Origin of the sequence: Alteromonas aquimaris, from assembly GCF_026183695.1 — a bacterium.
In the GTDB taxonomy this organism is placed as follows: domain Bacteria; phylum Pseudomonadota; class Gammaproteobacteria; order Enterobacterales; family Alteromonadaceae; genus Alteromonas; species Alteromonas aquimaris.
In genome coordinates, this window is record NZ_JAPFRD010000011.1 from 621,252 (window position 1) to 637,374 (window position 16,123).

The 16,123-nt window shown below is 45.2% G+C and carries 16 protein-coding genes; 9 read left to right on the forward strand and 7 right to left on the reverse strand.

The window, feature by feature from the left end; translation table 11 throughout:
* Nucleotides 1-35: 35 nt before the first annotated feature.
* From OPS25_RS12885 to OPS25_RS12895, 3 genes are all read right to left on the reverse strand, one after another.
* Complete coding sequence (locus OPS25_RS12885) at nt 36-482, reverse strand: GatB/YqeY domain-containing protein (protein WP_265618158.1); 447 nt, start codon at nt 480-482, stop codon at nt 36-38.
* Between the two features lie 113 nt (nt 483-595).
* A complete protein-coding gene (rpsU, locus tag OPS25_RS12890; RefSeq protein WP_012517258.1) occupies nt 596-811 on the reverse strand; it encodes a 30S ribosomal protein S21 in 216 nt (71 codons plus the stop codon).
* Between the two features lie 65 nt (nt 812-876).
* Entirely contained in the window at nt 877-1,188 is a 312-nt protein-coding gene (locus tag OPS25_RS12895) for a hypothetical protein (RefSeq protein ID WP_265618159.1), read from the reverse strand.
* A 154-nt stretch (nt 1,189-1,342) separates the two neighbouring features.
* Here OPS25_RS12895 and tsaD point away from each other — a divergent pair, with 154 nt between their 5' ends.
* Complete coding sequence (gene tsaD, locus OPS25_RS12900; RefSeq protein WP_265618160.1) at nt 1,343-2,356, forward strand: tRNA (adenosine(37)-N6)-threonylcarbamoyltransferase complex transferase subunit TsaD; 1,014 nt, start codon at nt 1,343-1,345, stop codon at nt 2,354-2,356.
* A 65-nt stretch (nt 2,357-2,421) separates the two neighbouring features.
* Here the strand turns inward: tsaD and plsY are convergent, their stop codons facing one another.
* Nucleotides 2,422-3,024 carry a glycerol-3-phosphate 1-O-acyltransferase PlsY gene (plsY, locus tag OPS25_RS12905; RefSeq protein WP_265618161.1) on the reverse strand — a complete coding sequence of 201 codons (603 nt, stop codon included), beginning with the start codon at nt 3,022-3,024 and terminating at the stop codon, nt 2,422-2,424.
* A 127-nt stretch (nt 3,025-3,151) separates the two neighbouring features.
* Here plsY and folB point away from each other — a divergent pair, with 127 nt between their 5' ends.
* From folB to OPS25_RS12925, 4 genes are read left to right on the forward strand one after another with little or no spacing between them, the layout of a single operon-like run.
* Nucleotides 3,152-3,508, forward strand: a complete 357-nt coding sequence (folB, locus tag OPS25_RS12910) for a dihydroneopterin aldolase (protein ID WP_265618162.1) — start codon at nt 3,152-3,154, stop codon at nt 3,506-3,508.
* Nucleotides 3,505-3,999: a 2-amino-4-hydroxy-6-hydroxymethyldihydropteridine diphosphokinase gene (gene folK / locus OPS25_RS12915; RefSeq protein ID WP_265618163.1), complete on the forward strand. Its 495-nt coding sequence runs from the start codon at nt 3,505-3,507 to the stop codon at nt 3,997-3,999. Before folB ends, folK begins: the two co-directional genes overlap by 4 nt.
* A 6-nt stretch (nt 4,000-4,005) precedes the next feature.
* Entirely contained in the window at nt 4,006-4,806 is an 801-nt protein-coding gene (locus OPS25_RS12920) for an undecaprenyl-diphosphate phosphatase (RefSeq protein ID WP_265618165.1), read from the forward strand.
* Between the two features lie 41 nt (nt 4,807-4,847).
* Nucleotides 4,848-5,216, forward strand: a complete 369-nt coding sequence (locus OPS25_RS12925; RefSeq protein WP_265618166.1) for a histidine triad nucleotide-binding protein — start codon at nt 4,848-4,850, stop codon at nt 5,214-5,216.
* Between the two features lie 86 nt (nt 5,217-5,302).
* Here OPS25_RS12925 and OPS25_RS12930 read toward each other — a convergent pair whose 3' ends face one another.
* The gene (locus OPS25_RS12930) at nt 5,303-7,009 is read right to left on the reverse strand and encodes a dipeptidyl-peptidase 3 family protein (protein WP_265618167.1); all 1,707 of its coding nucleotides are present in this window, start codon (nt 7,007-7,009) and stop codon (nt 5,303-5,305) included.
* A 396-nt stretch (nt 7,010-7,405) separates the two neighbouring features.
* Between OPS25_RS12930 and OPS25_RS12935 the strand changes: the two genes are divergently transcribed.
* Together OPS25_RS12935 and OPS25_RS12940 are read left to right on the forward strand one after the other, a co-directional pair.
* Complete coding sequence (locus tag OPS25_RS12935) at nt 7,406-8,242, forward strand: HDOD domain-containing protein (protein WP_265618168.1); 837 nt, start codon at nt 7,406-7,408, stop codon at nt 8,240-8,242.
* 219 nt (nt 8,243-8,461) lie between these two features.
* Nucleotides 8,462-10,357: a family 16 glycosylhydrolase gene (locus OPS25_RS12940; protein ID WP_265618169.1), complete on the forward strand. Its 1,896-nt coding sequence runs from the start codon at nt 8,462-8,464 to the stop codon at nt 10,355-10,357.
* Nucleotides 10,358-10,474: 117 nt separating this feature from the next.
* On the opposite strand, the gene rdgC is transcribed toward OPS25_RS12940, so the two are convergent.
* Nucleotides 10,475-11,380 carry a recombination-associated protein RdgC gene (gene rdgC, locus OPS25_RS12945; protein ID WP_265618174.1) on the reverse strand — a complete coding sequence of 302 codons (906 nt, stop codon included), beginning with the start codon at nt 11,378-11,380 and terminating at the stop codon, nt 10,475-10,477.
* 85 nt (nt 11,381-11,465) lie between these two features.
* On the reverse strand, nt 11,466-13,199 hold the full coding sequence (locus OPS25_RS12950; protein ID WP_265618175.1) for a sensor histidine kinase: 1,734 nt from the start codon (nt 13,197-13,199) through the stop codon (nt 11,466-11,468).
* 322 nt (nt 13,200-13,521) lie between these two features.
* On the opposite strand from OPS25_RS12950, the gene phoB reads away from it, so the two are divergent.
* Together phoB and phoR are read left to right on the forward strand one after the other, a co-directional pair.
* Nucleotides 13,522-14,211, forward strand: a complete 690-nt coding sequence (gene phoB / locus OPS25_RS12955) for a phosphate regulon transcriptional regulator PhoB (RefSeq protein ID WP_265618176.1) — start codon at nt 13,522-13,524, stop codon at nt 14,209-14,211.
* A gap of 74 nt (nt 14,212-14,285) precedes the next feature.
* A complete protein-coding gene (gene phoR, locus OPS25_RS12960; protein WP_265618177.1) occupies nt 14,286-15,593 on the forward strand; it encodes a phosphate regulon sensor histidine kinase PhoR in 1,308 nt (435 codons plus the stop codon).
* The last annotated feature ends 530 nt before the right edge of the window (nt 15,594-16,123 follow it).

The following is a 16,123-nucleotide window of genomic DNA, read 5'->3' on the forward strand; positions in this document are numbered from 1 at the left end:
ATCAGGATATGCTGTGGTCAGCGATGCTTTTATGCTTAGCCTGCCAGCTTGGCTTTTATCGCTTTGCTAACGGCACCCATATCGGCACGACCCTGCATTTTAGGCTTCAGTATGCCCATTACTTTGCCCATATCCTGCATAGATTGCGCTTGAGACTGCGCAATAGCATCATCGATCAAAGTATCAATTTCTGCTGCACTTAAGGGCTGAGGAAGGAATGTTTCCAGTTCGACGATTTCAGCGCGTTCATTACTGGCAAGGTCGTCACGACCGGCAGCATCAAACTGGCTGGCAGCGTCCTGGCGCTGTTTGACCATTTTGGTTAAAATGGCCAGTACCGCTGGATCGTCCAGAGTAATCTGCTCGTCAATCTCACGTTGTTTAATTGCAGCCAACGCCATTCTAATGGTGCCTAGACGAACTTTATTTTTAGCTCGCATAGCGTCTTTCTGGGCTTCTTTTAACGTTTCTGTTAACGACATAGTCTGTTCCACAATAACGATACTATTTAATTCTTACCTGACTCCGGGAATGCGTTTTTACTGCACCCAGAAACAACAAAGGTGTCTCAAGGACACCTTTTGCCACGTCAATCTTAGTAGAGTTTTACGCGACGTGCGTTTTCACGAGCAAGCTTCTTAAGATGACGCTTCTTAGCAGCCGCTTTCTTGCGCTTGCGCTCCCAGGTTGGCTTTTCAAAGAATTCGCGACGACGAACTTCTGAAAGGACACCTGCTTTTTCACAAGAACGCTTAAAGCGACGAAGAGCGACATCAAACGGCTCGTTTTCTCTTACTTTAACGATAGGCATTAAATTCTCACCTCAAAATTTTACTGTCTTTCCGGGATAAGATTGCCTGCAAAAACGGCCCCGGGTTAAAAATGGTGCGAAATTCTAATCATATCTGCAGCGAATGTAAAGCCAGAATTGATAAAAAATAACCAGTTCCGGTGAAATTTACCACTTTCAATTCGAGTTTGATCCGCTGGCAGGTAAAAAGTAAACTTGCGGCCATTAATCGGAGCGTATTGACCTTTGTGGTTCGTATAGTGTTCGTGCTGAGTTTGGCCACGCCATAGTGAGATATCAGCAGGGTCGTTGGCTAAGTGAACGGCTAACAACGAATATAAAGAAGCATGCAGCATGGATTTTCTTAGTGCGTTACTAAGAAACGCGTTGGCGCACATTTTTACTCCATCGCACACTGACTATATACCTTGAAGCAGTGCGCTTTTTACCGCTACTAACTGACGTGAAGTCATGCCAGCGCGGTAAAATTGGACTGAAAAGGTCAACACGCTCTAGCATTTCAACTAACGAAAAGAATAGTGGTGTGTAACTATGCGAGTGCTAGGAATTGAAACATCCTGTGACGAAACGGGTGTGGCGGTCTACGACGACAGTCAGGGTCTGCTTTCTCACGAGCTTTATAGTCAAGTGAAATTGCATGCAGACTATGGCGGTGTGGTACCTGAGCTGGCATCCCGAGATCACGTGCGTAAACTTATCCCACTTATCGATAAGGCGCTTGCTGATGCCAACACGCTTCCGCAGGAGTTAGATGGGGTTGCCTTCACCCAAGGCCCGGGGCTGGTGGGCGCATTACTAGTGGGCTCATCAGTGGGACGCTCACTGGCCTATGCCTGGAATCTGCCTGCCGTAGGGGTGCATCACATGGAGGGTCACCTGCTGGCCCCGATGCTGGAGGCCAACGCGCCCGAATTTCCCTTTGTGGCTCTGCTGGTTTCTGGCGGTCACTCTATGTTGGTGGAGGTAAAAGGCATTGGGCAGTACACCGTTTTAGGCGAATCTATCGACGATGCGGCAGGCGAAGCATTTGATAAAACCGCTAAATTGTTAGGGCTGGATTACCCCGGCGGCCCCTTGCTGGCAAAGCTGGCAGAACAGGGCGAGGCTGGCCATTATCAGTTTCCGCGCCCTATGACCGATAGGCCTGGTCTTGATTTTAGCTTCAGTGGGTTGAAAACCTTTGCAGCGAACACCATCCGTGCCTGTGACAATGCCCCCCAGACACATGCCAATATCGCCTATGCGTTTCAGGAAGCGGTGGTGGATACCTTGCTTATTAAATGTCGTCGGGCATTAAAACAAACAGGCTTAAAGCGACTGGTTATTGCAGGTGGTGTTAGTGCTAACACCATGTTACGAACAAAATTGGCAGAACTGATGAAATCGTTAAAAGGCGAAGTGTATTATCCAAACTTAGCCTTCTGCACGGACAACGGTGCGATGATTGCCTATGCCGGTTTACAGCGCTTGAAGGCGGGACATACCTGTGAATTGACCGCGCAAGCTAAGCCCCGGTGGCCTCTAGATTCTCTCGAGCCGGTGTGATCGGTTCATAAGTCAAACCGCACAGAAGTGTAATCAGCTCAGAGATAGAGACGGGTAGCAGTCCACTACTGTTTAAGTTTACCTTTATTCCATACTTTGCTTTCTTCCCCTTTAATGAGTCGCGCAATATTGGCGCGATGGCGAAGAATGATGAGGACTGAAAGCATGGCAACCGGAATGGTGTAAAGCGGTTTGATAAACCAGGTAAAGAGCGGGGCCAATCCCACAGCGATGATGGCACCTAGAGAAGAATAACCCCAGAAGAAAATGACGACTCCCCAGGTCAGTATGAGTAAGCCCGCTAAATCTAAACCAATCGGTAACATCGCCCCAAACGCTGTCGCCACCGCTTTGCCACCCTTAAACCCGAAATATAGCGGGAAGATGTGACCTAAACAGGCGGCAATGGCAATGAAACCCAGCCATAACGGTTCAATACCCATAAAATAGCTGCTATAGACAGGAATCGTACCTTTAAGGATATCGACCACTAACACCAGGACGGCAGGGAAGCGTCCCCCTAATCGATAGACATTAGTGGCACCGGGATTTTTCGATCCGACGGTGGTGGGGTCGGGTAAGCTAAACACACGGCAAACGATGATTGCACTGGAAAGTGAACCGCACAAATACGCCACACAAACCATAAGAATTATTTCTGCAACCATGTATTACTGACACACTTCACGTTAAACTTCTGTCCACACTACTAAAATCTGGCAACATACGCTATAGCTGGCGCAATGTGTTTGTAAAAAAGGCTACTGGTCTGATGTGGCGAAAAGGTTCTCTCCAATGGAAACGATATGTATTCAGGGTTTGCAGGTAAATACACTAATTGGTGTATATGACTGGGAACGCAAGCAAAACACCACATTACTATTCGATATTGAATTGGATGCTGATTTAACAGCCGCAATGTGGTCAGATGATGTTAATGAAACAATTGATTATGCAAAGCTGGCCATGTTTATTCAGCACACCGCAGCCGAATGTAAATTTGAACTATTAGAAGCCTTGGGCAACAAAGTGATGGATGCGGTCTTGGCCAACTATCCTGCGCAGGGCATCCGGCTGACCATCACCAAACCCGATATTTTGCCTGATGCAAAGCACGTGAGCGTGAGAATGAGCAGAGTAAAAGTAAAATGATGCACACCATCCTGATCAGCATAGGAACGAATATCGATCGGGCAAACCATGTCAGGGCTGCCAAACATGCATTAGAAACAGCTTTTGTAGACGTTAAGCTGTCAAAAGTTTACGAAAGTGAGGCGGTAGGGTTTGAAGGGCAGGCCTTCTACAATTTAGTCGCGTCTGCAAAAACGCACTGCGATTTAGAAACGGTGTGCAACATTTTAAAACAAATTGAAACGGACAACGGGCGTCAGCGCAATGAGAAGAAATTTTCCTCGCGTACGCTGGATCTTGATTTGCTTACTTACGACGATGTATGTACAGAAAATCCAACCGTTTTACCCCGAGAAGAGATCCTTTTTAATGCGTTTGTGTTATTACCCTTGGCTGAATTGGTTCCTGACTGGCAACATCCTCAACAAAAGCAATCGTATCAGGCGCTGTGGAAGGCATTCGACCAATCCAGCCAACAGCTTAGGCCGATTAACTTTAACTGGAGTCCATAGTAAGGGATGACACTTTTTGAAATTATAATTCTTGCTGTAATTCAAGGTATTACTGAATTTTTGCCGATCAGTAGCTCTGCACATCTTATCTTACCTTCAGCCCTGTTTGGGTGGCAAAATCAGGGGTTGGCGTTTGATGTCGCCGTGCATGTTGGCAGCTTATTGGCAGTGGTAATTTATTTTCGTGAAGACATTGGCGAAATGACGCAGGCATGGGTCATGCGAGGTTTCACTTCTCAACAAACACCGCAAAGTCGATTAGCCTGGTGGGTTATATTAGCCACAATCCCTGCAGTGATTGTGGGCTTTCTGTTTAAAGACTGGATCGAAGACTACGCAAGAAATGCCCTGATCATTGCCGCTACCACCATTTTCTTTGGTCTGTTGCTATGGGTAGCAGATATTTCAGCCAGCCGTCATAAGCATTTAAATTCCCTTAACTGGTGGCAGGCACTCATTATCGGTCTGGCTCAAATACTGGCCCTGGTGCCGGGCACCTCGCGTTCTGGTATAACCATGACAGCCGGGCTGTTTTTAGGGTTGGATAGAGAAAGTGCCGCCCGTTTTTCATTTTTATTATCGATTCCCGTCATTTTGGGCGCGGGGACACTCGCGACGTTTGATTTATTAGCATTGAACGAAGCGGTTGACTGGCAGGCACTCCTATACGGCGCGGCTTTTTCTTTTGTCAGTGCGTACCTGTGTATTTACCTGTTTTTAAACTGGATAGCCAGAATTGGCATGCTGCCCTTCGTCATCTACCGCTTACTGTTGGGAGCTATCCTTTTAGTATTTGTGCTTTACTAGCTCTATACTCATAGCCTTCAATGAGGCGAAAAAGGAAAATTATGTCTGAAACTATTTTTACCAAGATAATTAATCGGGAGATTCCCGCCGATATTCTTTATGAAGACGATGTGTGTTTGGCATTTAGAGATGTAAATCCTCAAGCACCCATTCATTTTTTGGTTATTCCCAAGAAAGCAATCGCCACTATTAATGATATCAAAGAAGAAGATCGTGAAGTGGTGGGCCACTTGTCAATGATTGCGGCAAAAATAGCTGATGATCTCGGTATTGCGGATGAAGGGTACCGCACGGTTATGAACTGTAACGAGTTTGGGGGGCAATCAGTTTATCATATTCACTTACATGTACTGGGTGGTAAGTTACTGGGATGGCCTCCTTATACCGATAAGCCGAAAAATTTGGAGTAAAAAACGGAAAAAGGAGCGCCTCTAGCGCTACTCTTTTTACACCATTTTGCGCCCTCAAGGATCCAAGAGGGCGCGTTGGCCTTATATCATTGCAGCCCTAATACCTCTTTTCCTTGCTCAAAATGAATATCCACTGGGATGTTTGCTTTTTCCAGTTTGGCCAAGTCTTTGGCAAGTTGAGGCTTGATAACGCCTTTTTCTTCTACCAGCTTTGACACACCTTCATAGTCACCGTCGCCTTGCAGCGTTAGAATGGTCTCTGATAAGGTTTTAATTGCCGTGTCCATTTTTTCCATGTTAACGCTGTACAAGCCATTCTCATCTTTTTCGAATGCCCCCATTTCGGCAAAGACATTAAAGCGTATCATATTGGCTTTACCGTGTGCGCTCGAGGCACCAAAGCGAACCGACCGGAAAATACCCGCCATAAAGGTAACGTAATAATCTTCTAGTGTGCCTTCAGTGATTTCTCCTTTTTCAAGCAGACTTTGCACCATGTATAAACCTAGTATATCTGCTTTACCTTCTTCTAACGCAGAAGCATGTTCTTTCAGCGCCGCCCTAACGGTTCCCGTACCTGACAAGGTGTTTTTAATTCCTAAGCCATGCGCTACTTCATGGAACATCGTGTTAGCAAAGAAGGCATCAAACGTGATGTGGTCACGTTGATCTTCGGCAATCAATACTTCGGCGATGGGTTGCAGAATGTGGTCAAACTTGGCTCGCATGGCATTTTTTAACTGCAATCGACGCGTACCTTTTTCCAGCTGAACTTGTTCGTCATTAGGCAGGTTGATAGCAATAGTTTTACTTCCTGCATTAGAGTGGCCGGCATAATAAATAACATCATAGGCATTTAAATCTGCGTCTGAGCCGGGTATTTCGGCTTTGTATTCTGCTGCAACAGGTAACCCTTTTTGTAATTCTGGTAAAAACTGCGCGTACTTCGCCAGCTTCTCACTCCACTTTAAATCTTTCAGCAGAACATAGGATTCAAACGCCGTACGATAGCCAAACAGTTGATCTTCATAGGTTTCGATAGGACCAATTACCACCTCTACGGGGTTGCTTTTCATATCCATCCAAGCCATATCTGACTTCTGATAGTCATCAGACAATAACGCCTCTGCACGCATCAACAAATAGTTGCCAAACTCGCGGTTCTCAGCTAATTCAGAGGCATGACGGAGGAGTTCAGCAGCCTTGGATAATTGTGCTCTGTAGGCTTCAGAATAGGGAACGGCTTTGAGGTTGCCTTGCTCGTCTCTGCGAATTACAGAATACAGGCCTTTGGCATCATCTAACGCAGCATTCTCTAATTCTTCTTTAGTCATATCATGGGGATAAAATTCTGCCCCAGCAGGTTTATCTGCATAACCTGACAGAAACGGAGCGTCCCCATTTAACCTGTCCCATGGGCCGTAATTGATAGTGGCGAAGTGGCGAATTTCTTCATCTTCGATGGACGCAAGAAACTCATTTTTATCCTGGTAAAATGCTTGTTTCCAGAACAGGTCATCCATAATGACAGAGGCATCAATGAGTAATGCGACCATTTTTTTCTGGTTACTACTTAGTGCAGACAGGTCCGCTTCAAGGGTAACGGGATGATAGATTTTAAGCCTATCCCTATCTACCAGTAACTCATGAGCGCTGTCCTGAGTTATTTGCTCAGATGTCGCTTCATCTTTACGTTCTGTTTGGCTAGAGGTGTTATCACTACATCCCGCTAAGATTGATGAGGCAATCAACGCAACCAGCGTTAGCTGCTTAAATGGTACCGTTATCTTCATATTCTGTATCGTCACTGTTGTTATTCAAATGCCACAATAAGCATCTAATCTTTATTTTGTGTCTGTTAGCATAGCGAAGGAATACGCTAACTTCTATATCTTCGTTAACATACCCAGATAAAAAATCATTGATCGTTTTGTTGATAATTTAAGTTAAAAATCGGCAGGTTACTTGCGAAACCCTAAGTTTTATAACTACTATTTGCAGTAGGTATCAATCTTTAATGCGACTTGTCCGAGACATAAGTATATTTTGTATACGTTGTAGTTTTTTCGGCCAGCCCTTTGAGGCCCTTTTAAGGAAGTATTCATGCTGCATCGGCCAGACACAAATAAGGCCACTAAAGGTATTGTTTGTTGCGGTAAAGTAAAAAATTACTCAGTAGGAAGTTGGTTATGTCTACCCAAAATGCACTATTAACTATTTTAATCGAAAAAATTAATAACGATACGTTGGTCTTACCAACCTTACCTGCCATTGCTTTAAAAGTACGGAAAGCAGCAGACGACCCTGATATTAACTTGAATCAGATGGCCGACGTTGTAGGTAAAGACCCATCGCTGAGTGCCCGCATGATTAAAATTGCCAACAGCGCTTATATGGGGCGAACCGTAAAAGTGAATTCAATTGGCCAGGCTGTAACACGGATCGGACTGGTGCAAATTAAAAACATCGCGACTGCACTGGCAATGGAACAGCTTTTTGTTTCAAAAAATGAGGTGGTAGCCGATTTCATGAGAAGAGAGTGGGACAGAACTGTTCTGGTTGTGGCTAACTCAATGGCGATGCTACAAACTTATACTCAGCGCACCAAAAAGCGCGAAATGAGCCTCGATACGATGACCTTAGCTGCACTGGTTCACAGTATAGGCGTGCTGCCCATATTAACTGAGGCTGAACGACATGAGGAGGTTTTCGCTAGTCCAACGTTTCTGGAGGTGGCGATAGATAAATTGTCAGGGCCCATTGGTGGCAGCATTACCCGTGAGTGGAGCTTCGGACAGCCTTTCGTTGATATTGCTGAATATTGGAATGATTTATCTGTTATACCAGAAAATATCACCTATATAGACTTTGTCAGGGTCGGTGCCGCGCTGGCAGGGAAAATGGAAAGTCAGAAAGATGCGGTGCTCAATTTGGCGATACAGCGTGGCGTACTTGAAGATGTGCATGAGTTGACTTCGGATGAGTTCATTGAGATGCGCGATGCGGCTAAACAAATTTTTGCCTGATCCAATACTCAAGCCTCGGCTTAATTTATCTTCACCTCAGCTAGGAACATCGGGCAGTTACTAGCTGGTTTTCTCTCCCCTATAATAAGCTACTTCAGCATCACCCCATGACATCCATTCTTTTTACATGCTCTTAACGACCCCTTTACAAAATGCCTGAAAGCGCTTACATTTCGTTTATTGATATTTTTATAACCGGCTAAGCGAAGAGGGTTTACTATGAAAAATAAACATCAGCGGGCGACGATGGCAATGCTAGGTGTCGTTGGTGGATTAACGTCGACGGTAGCAGTGGCAGCAACGTGTCAAAATCCCGTTCCAATCTGGCAAGACGAATTCGAGGGAAACTCCCTTGATACCAGCAAGTGGGAAATCATGCTAGGCGATGGTTGCAGCTACGGAATATGTGGCTGGGGGAATAACGAGTTACAAAGCTATCAAGCTGAAAATGTAACAGTAAGCAACGGCAAATTGACGATTACGGCTAAAAAGCAGCGAGTGCGGGGCAGTCAGTACACCTCTGGTCGGATACGCACAGCAAATATGCCTAATGGGGGAGAGTGGACCCATGGTCGTTTCGAAGCCAGTATCAAGTTACCCAAGGGGACCGGCATGTGGCCCGCATTTTGGATGCTGCCCACTAATCCGGATGTGGGTTGGCCAGTGAGTGGTGAAATTGACATTCTGGAAGCCACCGGCCAGGCCGATATGATTGCCTTTGGTACGATTCATTACGGCCAGCCTTATCCGAATAATGAGTGGACGAGTGGAAGGATTATAAAGCAACCTGATCGCTGGTCAGATGGATTTCACGAATATGCCGTAGAGTGGGAGCCAAACGAGATTCGCTGGTATGTGGATGATATTCTGTATTCTGTAAAAACACCTAATGACCTTAGTGATCCCTCGTACTGGACATTCGAAAACTATTCTTATCATTTTTTATTGAACATGGCCGTGGGGGGCAGTATCGGGGGCGTAGTAGATGATAGTCAATTGCCTCAAAAGATGGAGGTAGATTACGTCAGAGTGTACGATTTTGGCCAACCCTCCCTCACCGGACCACATATCGTTGAACCTAATAGTACGGCAACCTATCGCGTTATCGACGAAGCCGGAACTAACAGTAACTACAATTGGAGTGCGCCAACAGGGCAATCTTCTACCACTAATTCTCTTGTGGTTAATTGGCAAGATCAGGGTGGGATTGTAAGCGCTAACATTTCCAATAGTTGTGGTCAGAGCACTGTTTCGATGAATGTACACGTGTTGCCGGAACTTGTTGAAACGACCGTACTGGAAAATTTCGATACCAATGGTGCGTTGGCGATCACTTATTGGGATGGGCAATATACTGAAGTAGCAAACCCGGCAGCCGATGCAGTGAACAGTTCTCCAACTGTATTGGAATATGTGAGAAATAGCGCCTCTCTATATGATGTTATTGCTGGCAACACTTCCGCGATTGCCAGTGCAGCCGAGCTTATCGCAGGTTCGAATGCGTTTTACTTAGATGTGTACATGCCTAGTGCTTCTAAACAGGAAATATTGGTCCAATTGGAAGATGGCTCACGGGCCACCCCTGATAACTATCCCACCGGCAGACATTCAAAATATATTGCTCACACAGAAGCCGTGGCTGGATGGCAGCGATTAAAGTTTACCCTGGAGGATAGAATTGATGGTGGCACTGCAGATACAGACGTCTCCGATATTGTACTGTTGATTGCGCCTAATTCTAACGATGGAAGTACATACTATCTTGACAATTTCAGTCTATATACAGCTACCACTGGGCCTGAAACAAACCCAACCGCTTTAGTCGTTAATAGCGTTTCTACTTCCGTAGTGGGGGCGGGTAAAGGAACGAAAAAGGCGCAAGCAACGGTTACCGTAAACGACAATACCGGCGCTCCAGCCACAAACGCAGTGGTCTCGGGTCAGTTTGGCGGGGATTGGAGCGAGTCAGTGAGTGCTAATACAGACTCGAATGGTGTGGTGACTTTTGAAACCACTAATGCACTGTCGGGTAATGTAAATGCCACCTTTTGCGTAACCGCAGTAAATGGTGCATGGCCCCTGGATACGGCTGAAAGTCAGGGACTGTGTCAGTGAGAGAGAAGAAGCGGTGGCCCAGTTGGCACCGCTTCATTCTGAAATGAAAAACCGAATCGCGTTGCTGTGTTGCTCCTCTACTTACACTGAGTTGACACACATCAATGCATTTTGGAGTTAATCAGCTTGAAGGTTAAGCTTGTCCCGCATATAAGATACAAACTGTGCCAGCTCAGCCGACATCAATGCAAATTCCGCATCTAACCGCGCAGCGACTTGATCTTTTGGTATGTCGTCGGTTTCCTCTTTAATGCGATCAGTAAACTTGACTCGTTTAAATGAGCCATCCTCAGCGATTACTGCGGTCAAGGTATCCTGATACTCAAAGCCTACCTTTTGCACCAATTTACCAGCATCCAGATGCATTTTGATTTCATCACTATCTAAGGGCTGGTTTTTGCATCGAATTACACTTTCCAAATCATCGGTGGATTTAAACTCGGCTTCTTCAAGTAGTGAAATACCTTCGGGGGTGCCGTCAGTTAACCAATGCGTCAATTCTGATTGCAGGCTGCTGCGAGCTAGGGGCACTACTGGTAGCGATCCCAGCGCTTTTCTGATCAGCGCAAGATAGCCTTCTGCTTTGCCATCGGCAGAAGCATCAATAATTACAAGGTTTTCGGGAAGCGAGATAAACCCATGAATGAAGCTGTTTTTTGTAAAGGCTTGCGGCAAAAGTTTATGGATGATTTCCTGTTTAATATCCTGCTGTGCTTTTTTTCCAACCGGCGAACCTGTCTCTTGTTCAATTTGTGCCACTTTACTTGCCAACTCTTCGTTAACCACTGACGAGGGTAATAACTTTTCCTGCTTTTTAACAGTGATCCAGTAACGTTCTCCTACATTGTGGAACATCATTGAACCCTGACCAGTCTGTTCAAAGGGTGAAGAGAAACCCATGGTGGCGGTTTCCTGATTGCCACAGGGACGAAATGCGTTTTCAGTTAATGCCTGCTGCACGTCATCATCACTGAGTGACATAGGCTGGGTGATTTGATACGCCTTAATATTTTTAAACCACATAACTTTTTATTACCTGAATCTTTGAGGGCGGCAAGCGTACCAACCTCTGAGGTATCAGGCAATGCCAGGTGGATAATATCTGTGATTAGTCATCAAGGTTAGCGGGAAAACGAATGCTGTATCGTAAACCATTCCCTGGTTCGCTTTCTGCTTCTATCTGGCCTTTAAGTGTTTGTGTAACAAGGTTATACATAATGTGCGTACCTAAACCGCTGCCTCCTTTACCCTGTTTAGTGGTAAAAAATGCATCGAATAGTCGGTCCAGACTTTCAACGTCCATACCGCGGCCATCATCAGCATAATTAATAAGAACATCGTCGCCTTCTTTTTCGACATTTAGCACGATATGACCACTGTTTTCATTTTCAAACCCGTGCACTATCGAATTCATGATCATGTTGGTGGTGATTTGTGCAATAACACCCGGTGCGCAACGGATGTGTAAATCATCAGGACAACTGATATCCACCCTGAAATCGCCCTTGCGAAAGGTAGGCTGTAACGATTGTAAAATTTCATGCAGATAATTATTCAGGTTAAACACGCGCTCGGCTTCGCTGGTCTGATCCACCGCAACCTGCTTGAAACTCGCCACCAGTTCTGAGGCTCTGTTTAGATTCGTCAATAAGAGCTTGGTGGTCTGCTCGGCTTCATCGACAAAGGATGCCATCGATTTATTGGTCAAACTTTTGTCTTCAAACGCCTGTTTTACAAATTGTAGTCGTTCAGTAAGAAAGCTCGCTGCCGTCACACTCACGCCCAACGGTGTATTCACATCGTGAGCAATGCCCGCAACCAACCCACCCAGGGAAGCCATACGTTCTGACTCAACGAGTTGGTCCGTGGCTAACTTTAACGAATTATTGGATTGTGCCAGTTCCTCATTGCGCTTGCGTAACTCATCTTCAATATACCGCCTGTTCTCGTTTTCTTGTCGTAACTCCCGTTGATTGGTAATCAGTTCATCTTTTTGTTGCTCTAAGTCCAGCATGATCTGAGAAAGCGAAGCGGTTTTTTTAGCGACTTCCTGCTCTAAAATCAGGTTTTGATCATCCAGCTTTTTATTCGCGAGGGTTAATTCTTTTTGGGCGCTATGTAACTTATGTTGAGAAGCGATAAGGTCGTCTATAACCTGATTGTAGGACTGCTGAAGTTGAAGTAATTCGTTGTCGTCTTCAATACTGACATCAATTTTCGAATCTTGCGGATGCTCTGGATCAAACGCGCTCATCTGATTGGTAATTTCAGATAAGGGTTCGGATAACATACGTCTGAAAGCCGTCATGAAGAGGAATACCAAAAAGGCGGTTTTGACGATGGCGTTGCCAATTAAGAAAAATACGCCTACTTCGATACGTCCAAAGATGATGTCAAAACTGGAATACAGCGTGACGTCGCCGACATTCGACGCTCTTCCTGAAAATTCAAAGATAAGTGGAAAGCTATAACCAAATACCCCCCCACTGTGATCTTTCATAATCCCCGTTTCAACAGGCTCACGCGGTTGCTCAATGGTTAAACCCAAATCAGCAATATAGTCGCCGTTTTCATCCCGAATTTGCACTCCCTCAACGATAGGGAGTTCCATCAAACCTTCAGCGATAGAAATTGCCTGTGGGGTGTTCAATTCCCAAATGGCGCGGGTTAGAGAGGTAGAAAAGGTATTCTTCAGAGTACGAAGCTCACCTTCGATGTGACTTTTGGTGCTTAAATATTCTGTGAAAATCTGGCCTATCGTGACAATGAGAGTCAGTACAAAATACACCGAAAGAACGCGAGTTAATAACTTTCTCGACAAACCTGTCTTCACGGTCGTCATCTATACTTAACCTTCTATCACCATGATTTCACATATAATGCCAAGAATATGCGTTATTTGGTTAAGACACAAGCTGATGAAAGAATTGGCCGCACTTTTTGTGACGTTGTCAGCTAATTAAACACGACGCTGAAAAACAAAAGTGATAATTTTAACGCTTCTTTTTGAATAAACTTATGCACTTAGGGCCTAAAATAGGTATTTATATAAATTTTCTCACTATTAATAATGGTAACTGGTCACATTTATGTAATCATTTTAATAAAAGTGTAATAGTCCACATTAATAATAGCGTCGATTCAATTAAAAGCAGGAACCCCCTATGCCTCGAACGGTTTTATTAGTGGAAGATGAAGCGCCGATCCGGGAAATGCTAAAATTTGTTTTAGAGCAGTCTGGATTTGATACGGTGGAAGCGGAAGACATAGATGACGCGCAGCGTAAGATTTGCGAACCCTATCCCGATCTCATCCTGTTAGATTGGATGCTACCAGGCGGTAGTGGTGTTCAGCTTGCGAAAAGCCTTAAGCAACACGAATATACGCGTGACATTCCGGTCATTATGCTCACCGCAAAGGGTGAAGAAGAGGACAAAGTCCGCGGCCTGGAGGCGGGGGCCGATGATTATGTCACCAAACCTTTTTCGCCCAAAGAATTAGTGGCCCGTATTAAAGCTGTCATGCGCAGAGCCAAACCCACCACGAACGAAGACCCTATCGAATTTAATGGTTTAAAATTAGACCCAATCTCGCACCGTGTTACCGCGCACGCAGAACAAGTAGATATTGGACCGACAGAATTTAAATTACTCCATTTTTTTATGACTCATCCCGAGCGGGTGTACACCCGTGAATTGCTCCTGGACAATGTTTGGGGTACCAATGTATACGTAGAAGATCGTACTGTGGATGTGCATATCCGCCGATTGCGTAAAGCTTTATCAAAACACGATCACGCGAAAATGATTCAAACCGTACGCGGGGCGGGCTATCGCTTTTCAACAAAAAATTAAACAGGTGCTATGCGTGCGTGAGCTGACACGCTAGCATAGCTTGTCTAAAATTTAGCAACTGTGCTGTAATTTTTATGTATTATCCTTTTTCCTGGCTTCGTATAGCCGGTACCCTGTTTGTCTATTTAGCGCTGTTTGCCCTAGTAGGTCTGGTTCTTGATAAATTTGCCCTCACCATGTGTTTAGGGATTCTTGCGCTATTATTTTACCATTATTGGCAACTTTTTCGGCTAAATCACTGGCTGTGGCACAGCAAAAAAATGAGCCCTCCTGCGGTTAAAGGCGTTTGGGAGCGAATTTACGAAGGCATTTACTTTTTACAGCGCAGAAATAGAAATAAGCGAAAAGAGCTAGGTGCGCTGGTCAACCGTTTTCGAGAGGGGGCCGAGGCACTCCCAGATGCGGCGGTGGTGATCGATAAAGTGGGCGCAATAATCTGGTGCAACCGGCTGGCTCGAATTGAATTAGGCTTTAAATGGCCCGGGGATGCAGGACAAAGATTGAATAATCTTATTCGACATCCCAAATTTAATAGTTATTTTCACGCGCGCGATTTTACCTTGCCCATAGAAGTACCTTCGCCGGTAAATCCAAATAAGATCCTTGAATATCGCATCATGCCTTATGGCGAGGAGCACCTTTTGTTAATTGTACGCGATGTCACGCGTTTATCGCAGCTTGAAGCAATGCGAAAAGACTTTGTCGCCAACGTCTCCCATGAATTACGCACACCGCTTACTGTGATTAGTGGCTATCTTGAATTAATGACAGGGGTGGACACGACCGACCCGATGGTGAGCAAAGCCGTTACGGAGATGGAAGCGCAGTCTAAGCGGATGAAAAACTTAGTTGAAGATCTGTTGGTACTGTCGCGCATCGAAGCGAGCGCAGAGCGAATTTACGAGCGTGTTGTCAATATGCCTGAAGTGCTCCGCCAGATTGAGACCGAAGCGCAAACCTTGAATAAGGAAAAAGGTCATACTATTCGCTTTCATATAGAGCCTGATCTTCGGGTGTATGGGATTGAAACCGAACTGCGAAGTGCCTGTTCAAACCTTATATTCAATGCCATTCATTACACGCCAGCCAATGGTGCCATAGATGTCTACTGGAAACGTGTCCACAATGGCGTGAAATTCTCCGTAGTCGATAACGGGTGTGGCATAGAGCAGGCGCATATTTCGCGCCTCACCGAACGATTTTATCGGGTTGATAAAGGCCGCTCACGTAGTACCGGTGGCTCTGGTCTCGGCTTGTCAATCGTGAAGCATGTGCTCAGCCACCATAACAGTAAATTAGAGATAAAAAGTAAACTCGGTCAGGGAAGTGAATTCTCTTTCAGACTAGCTGAAGAAATTATAGCTGAGAACAACAAATCATGAACTGCTCTGACAAATTAGCGGGTGCCCTGGTAGTGTTGATGATACGAGTAATCCGTATTGACTAGCTACCTGCCTCTATCTCTAACCAGATAACACACTAAAGCGGTTTAGTGTAAGAAGTACAGAAGTGTCCGTCTCATTCAAGCTTATTGAAAGCAGCGTAGGGGGATTCCGCTATCTCGCTTTGGGGCGACGTTTTCAAATTCTGCACGGCTCCCCCCTATGTTTGGATTAGCCTGCCAACCTTCACAAAATTGGCTTGTCAAAAATAGAAAAAGTTCACGCGCCTCCTGAGCGCATATCATTGCTCAGGGGGGTTACACATGCTTTGTAACAAATGGCATATTGCGATGAAGTTGGTCTCGCCCTACGCTCATATAATACTGACATTATCTTACCATTCATTTGTCTACAGTTCGCTTTATCCCATTGACGACAAAAATAAATTTAACGAAACGAGATTATTAGACTTTTGTATGTTATAAAAAATTAAGCCACGCAGTGCCAGTGGTGCCAAGAAACTAGAACCA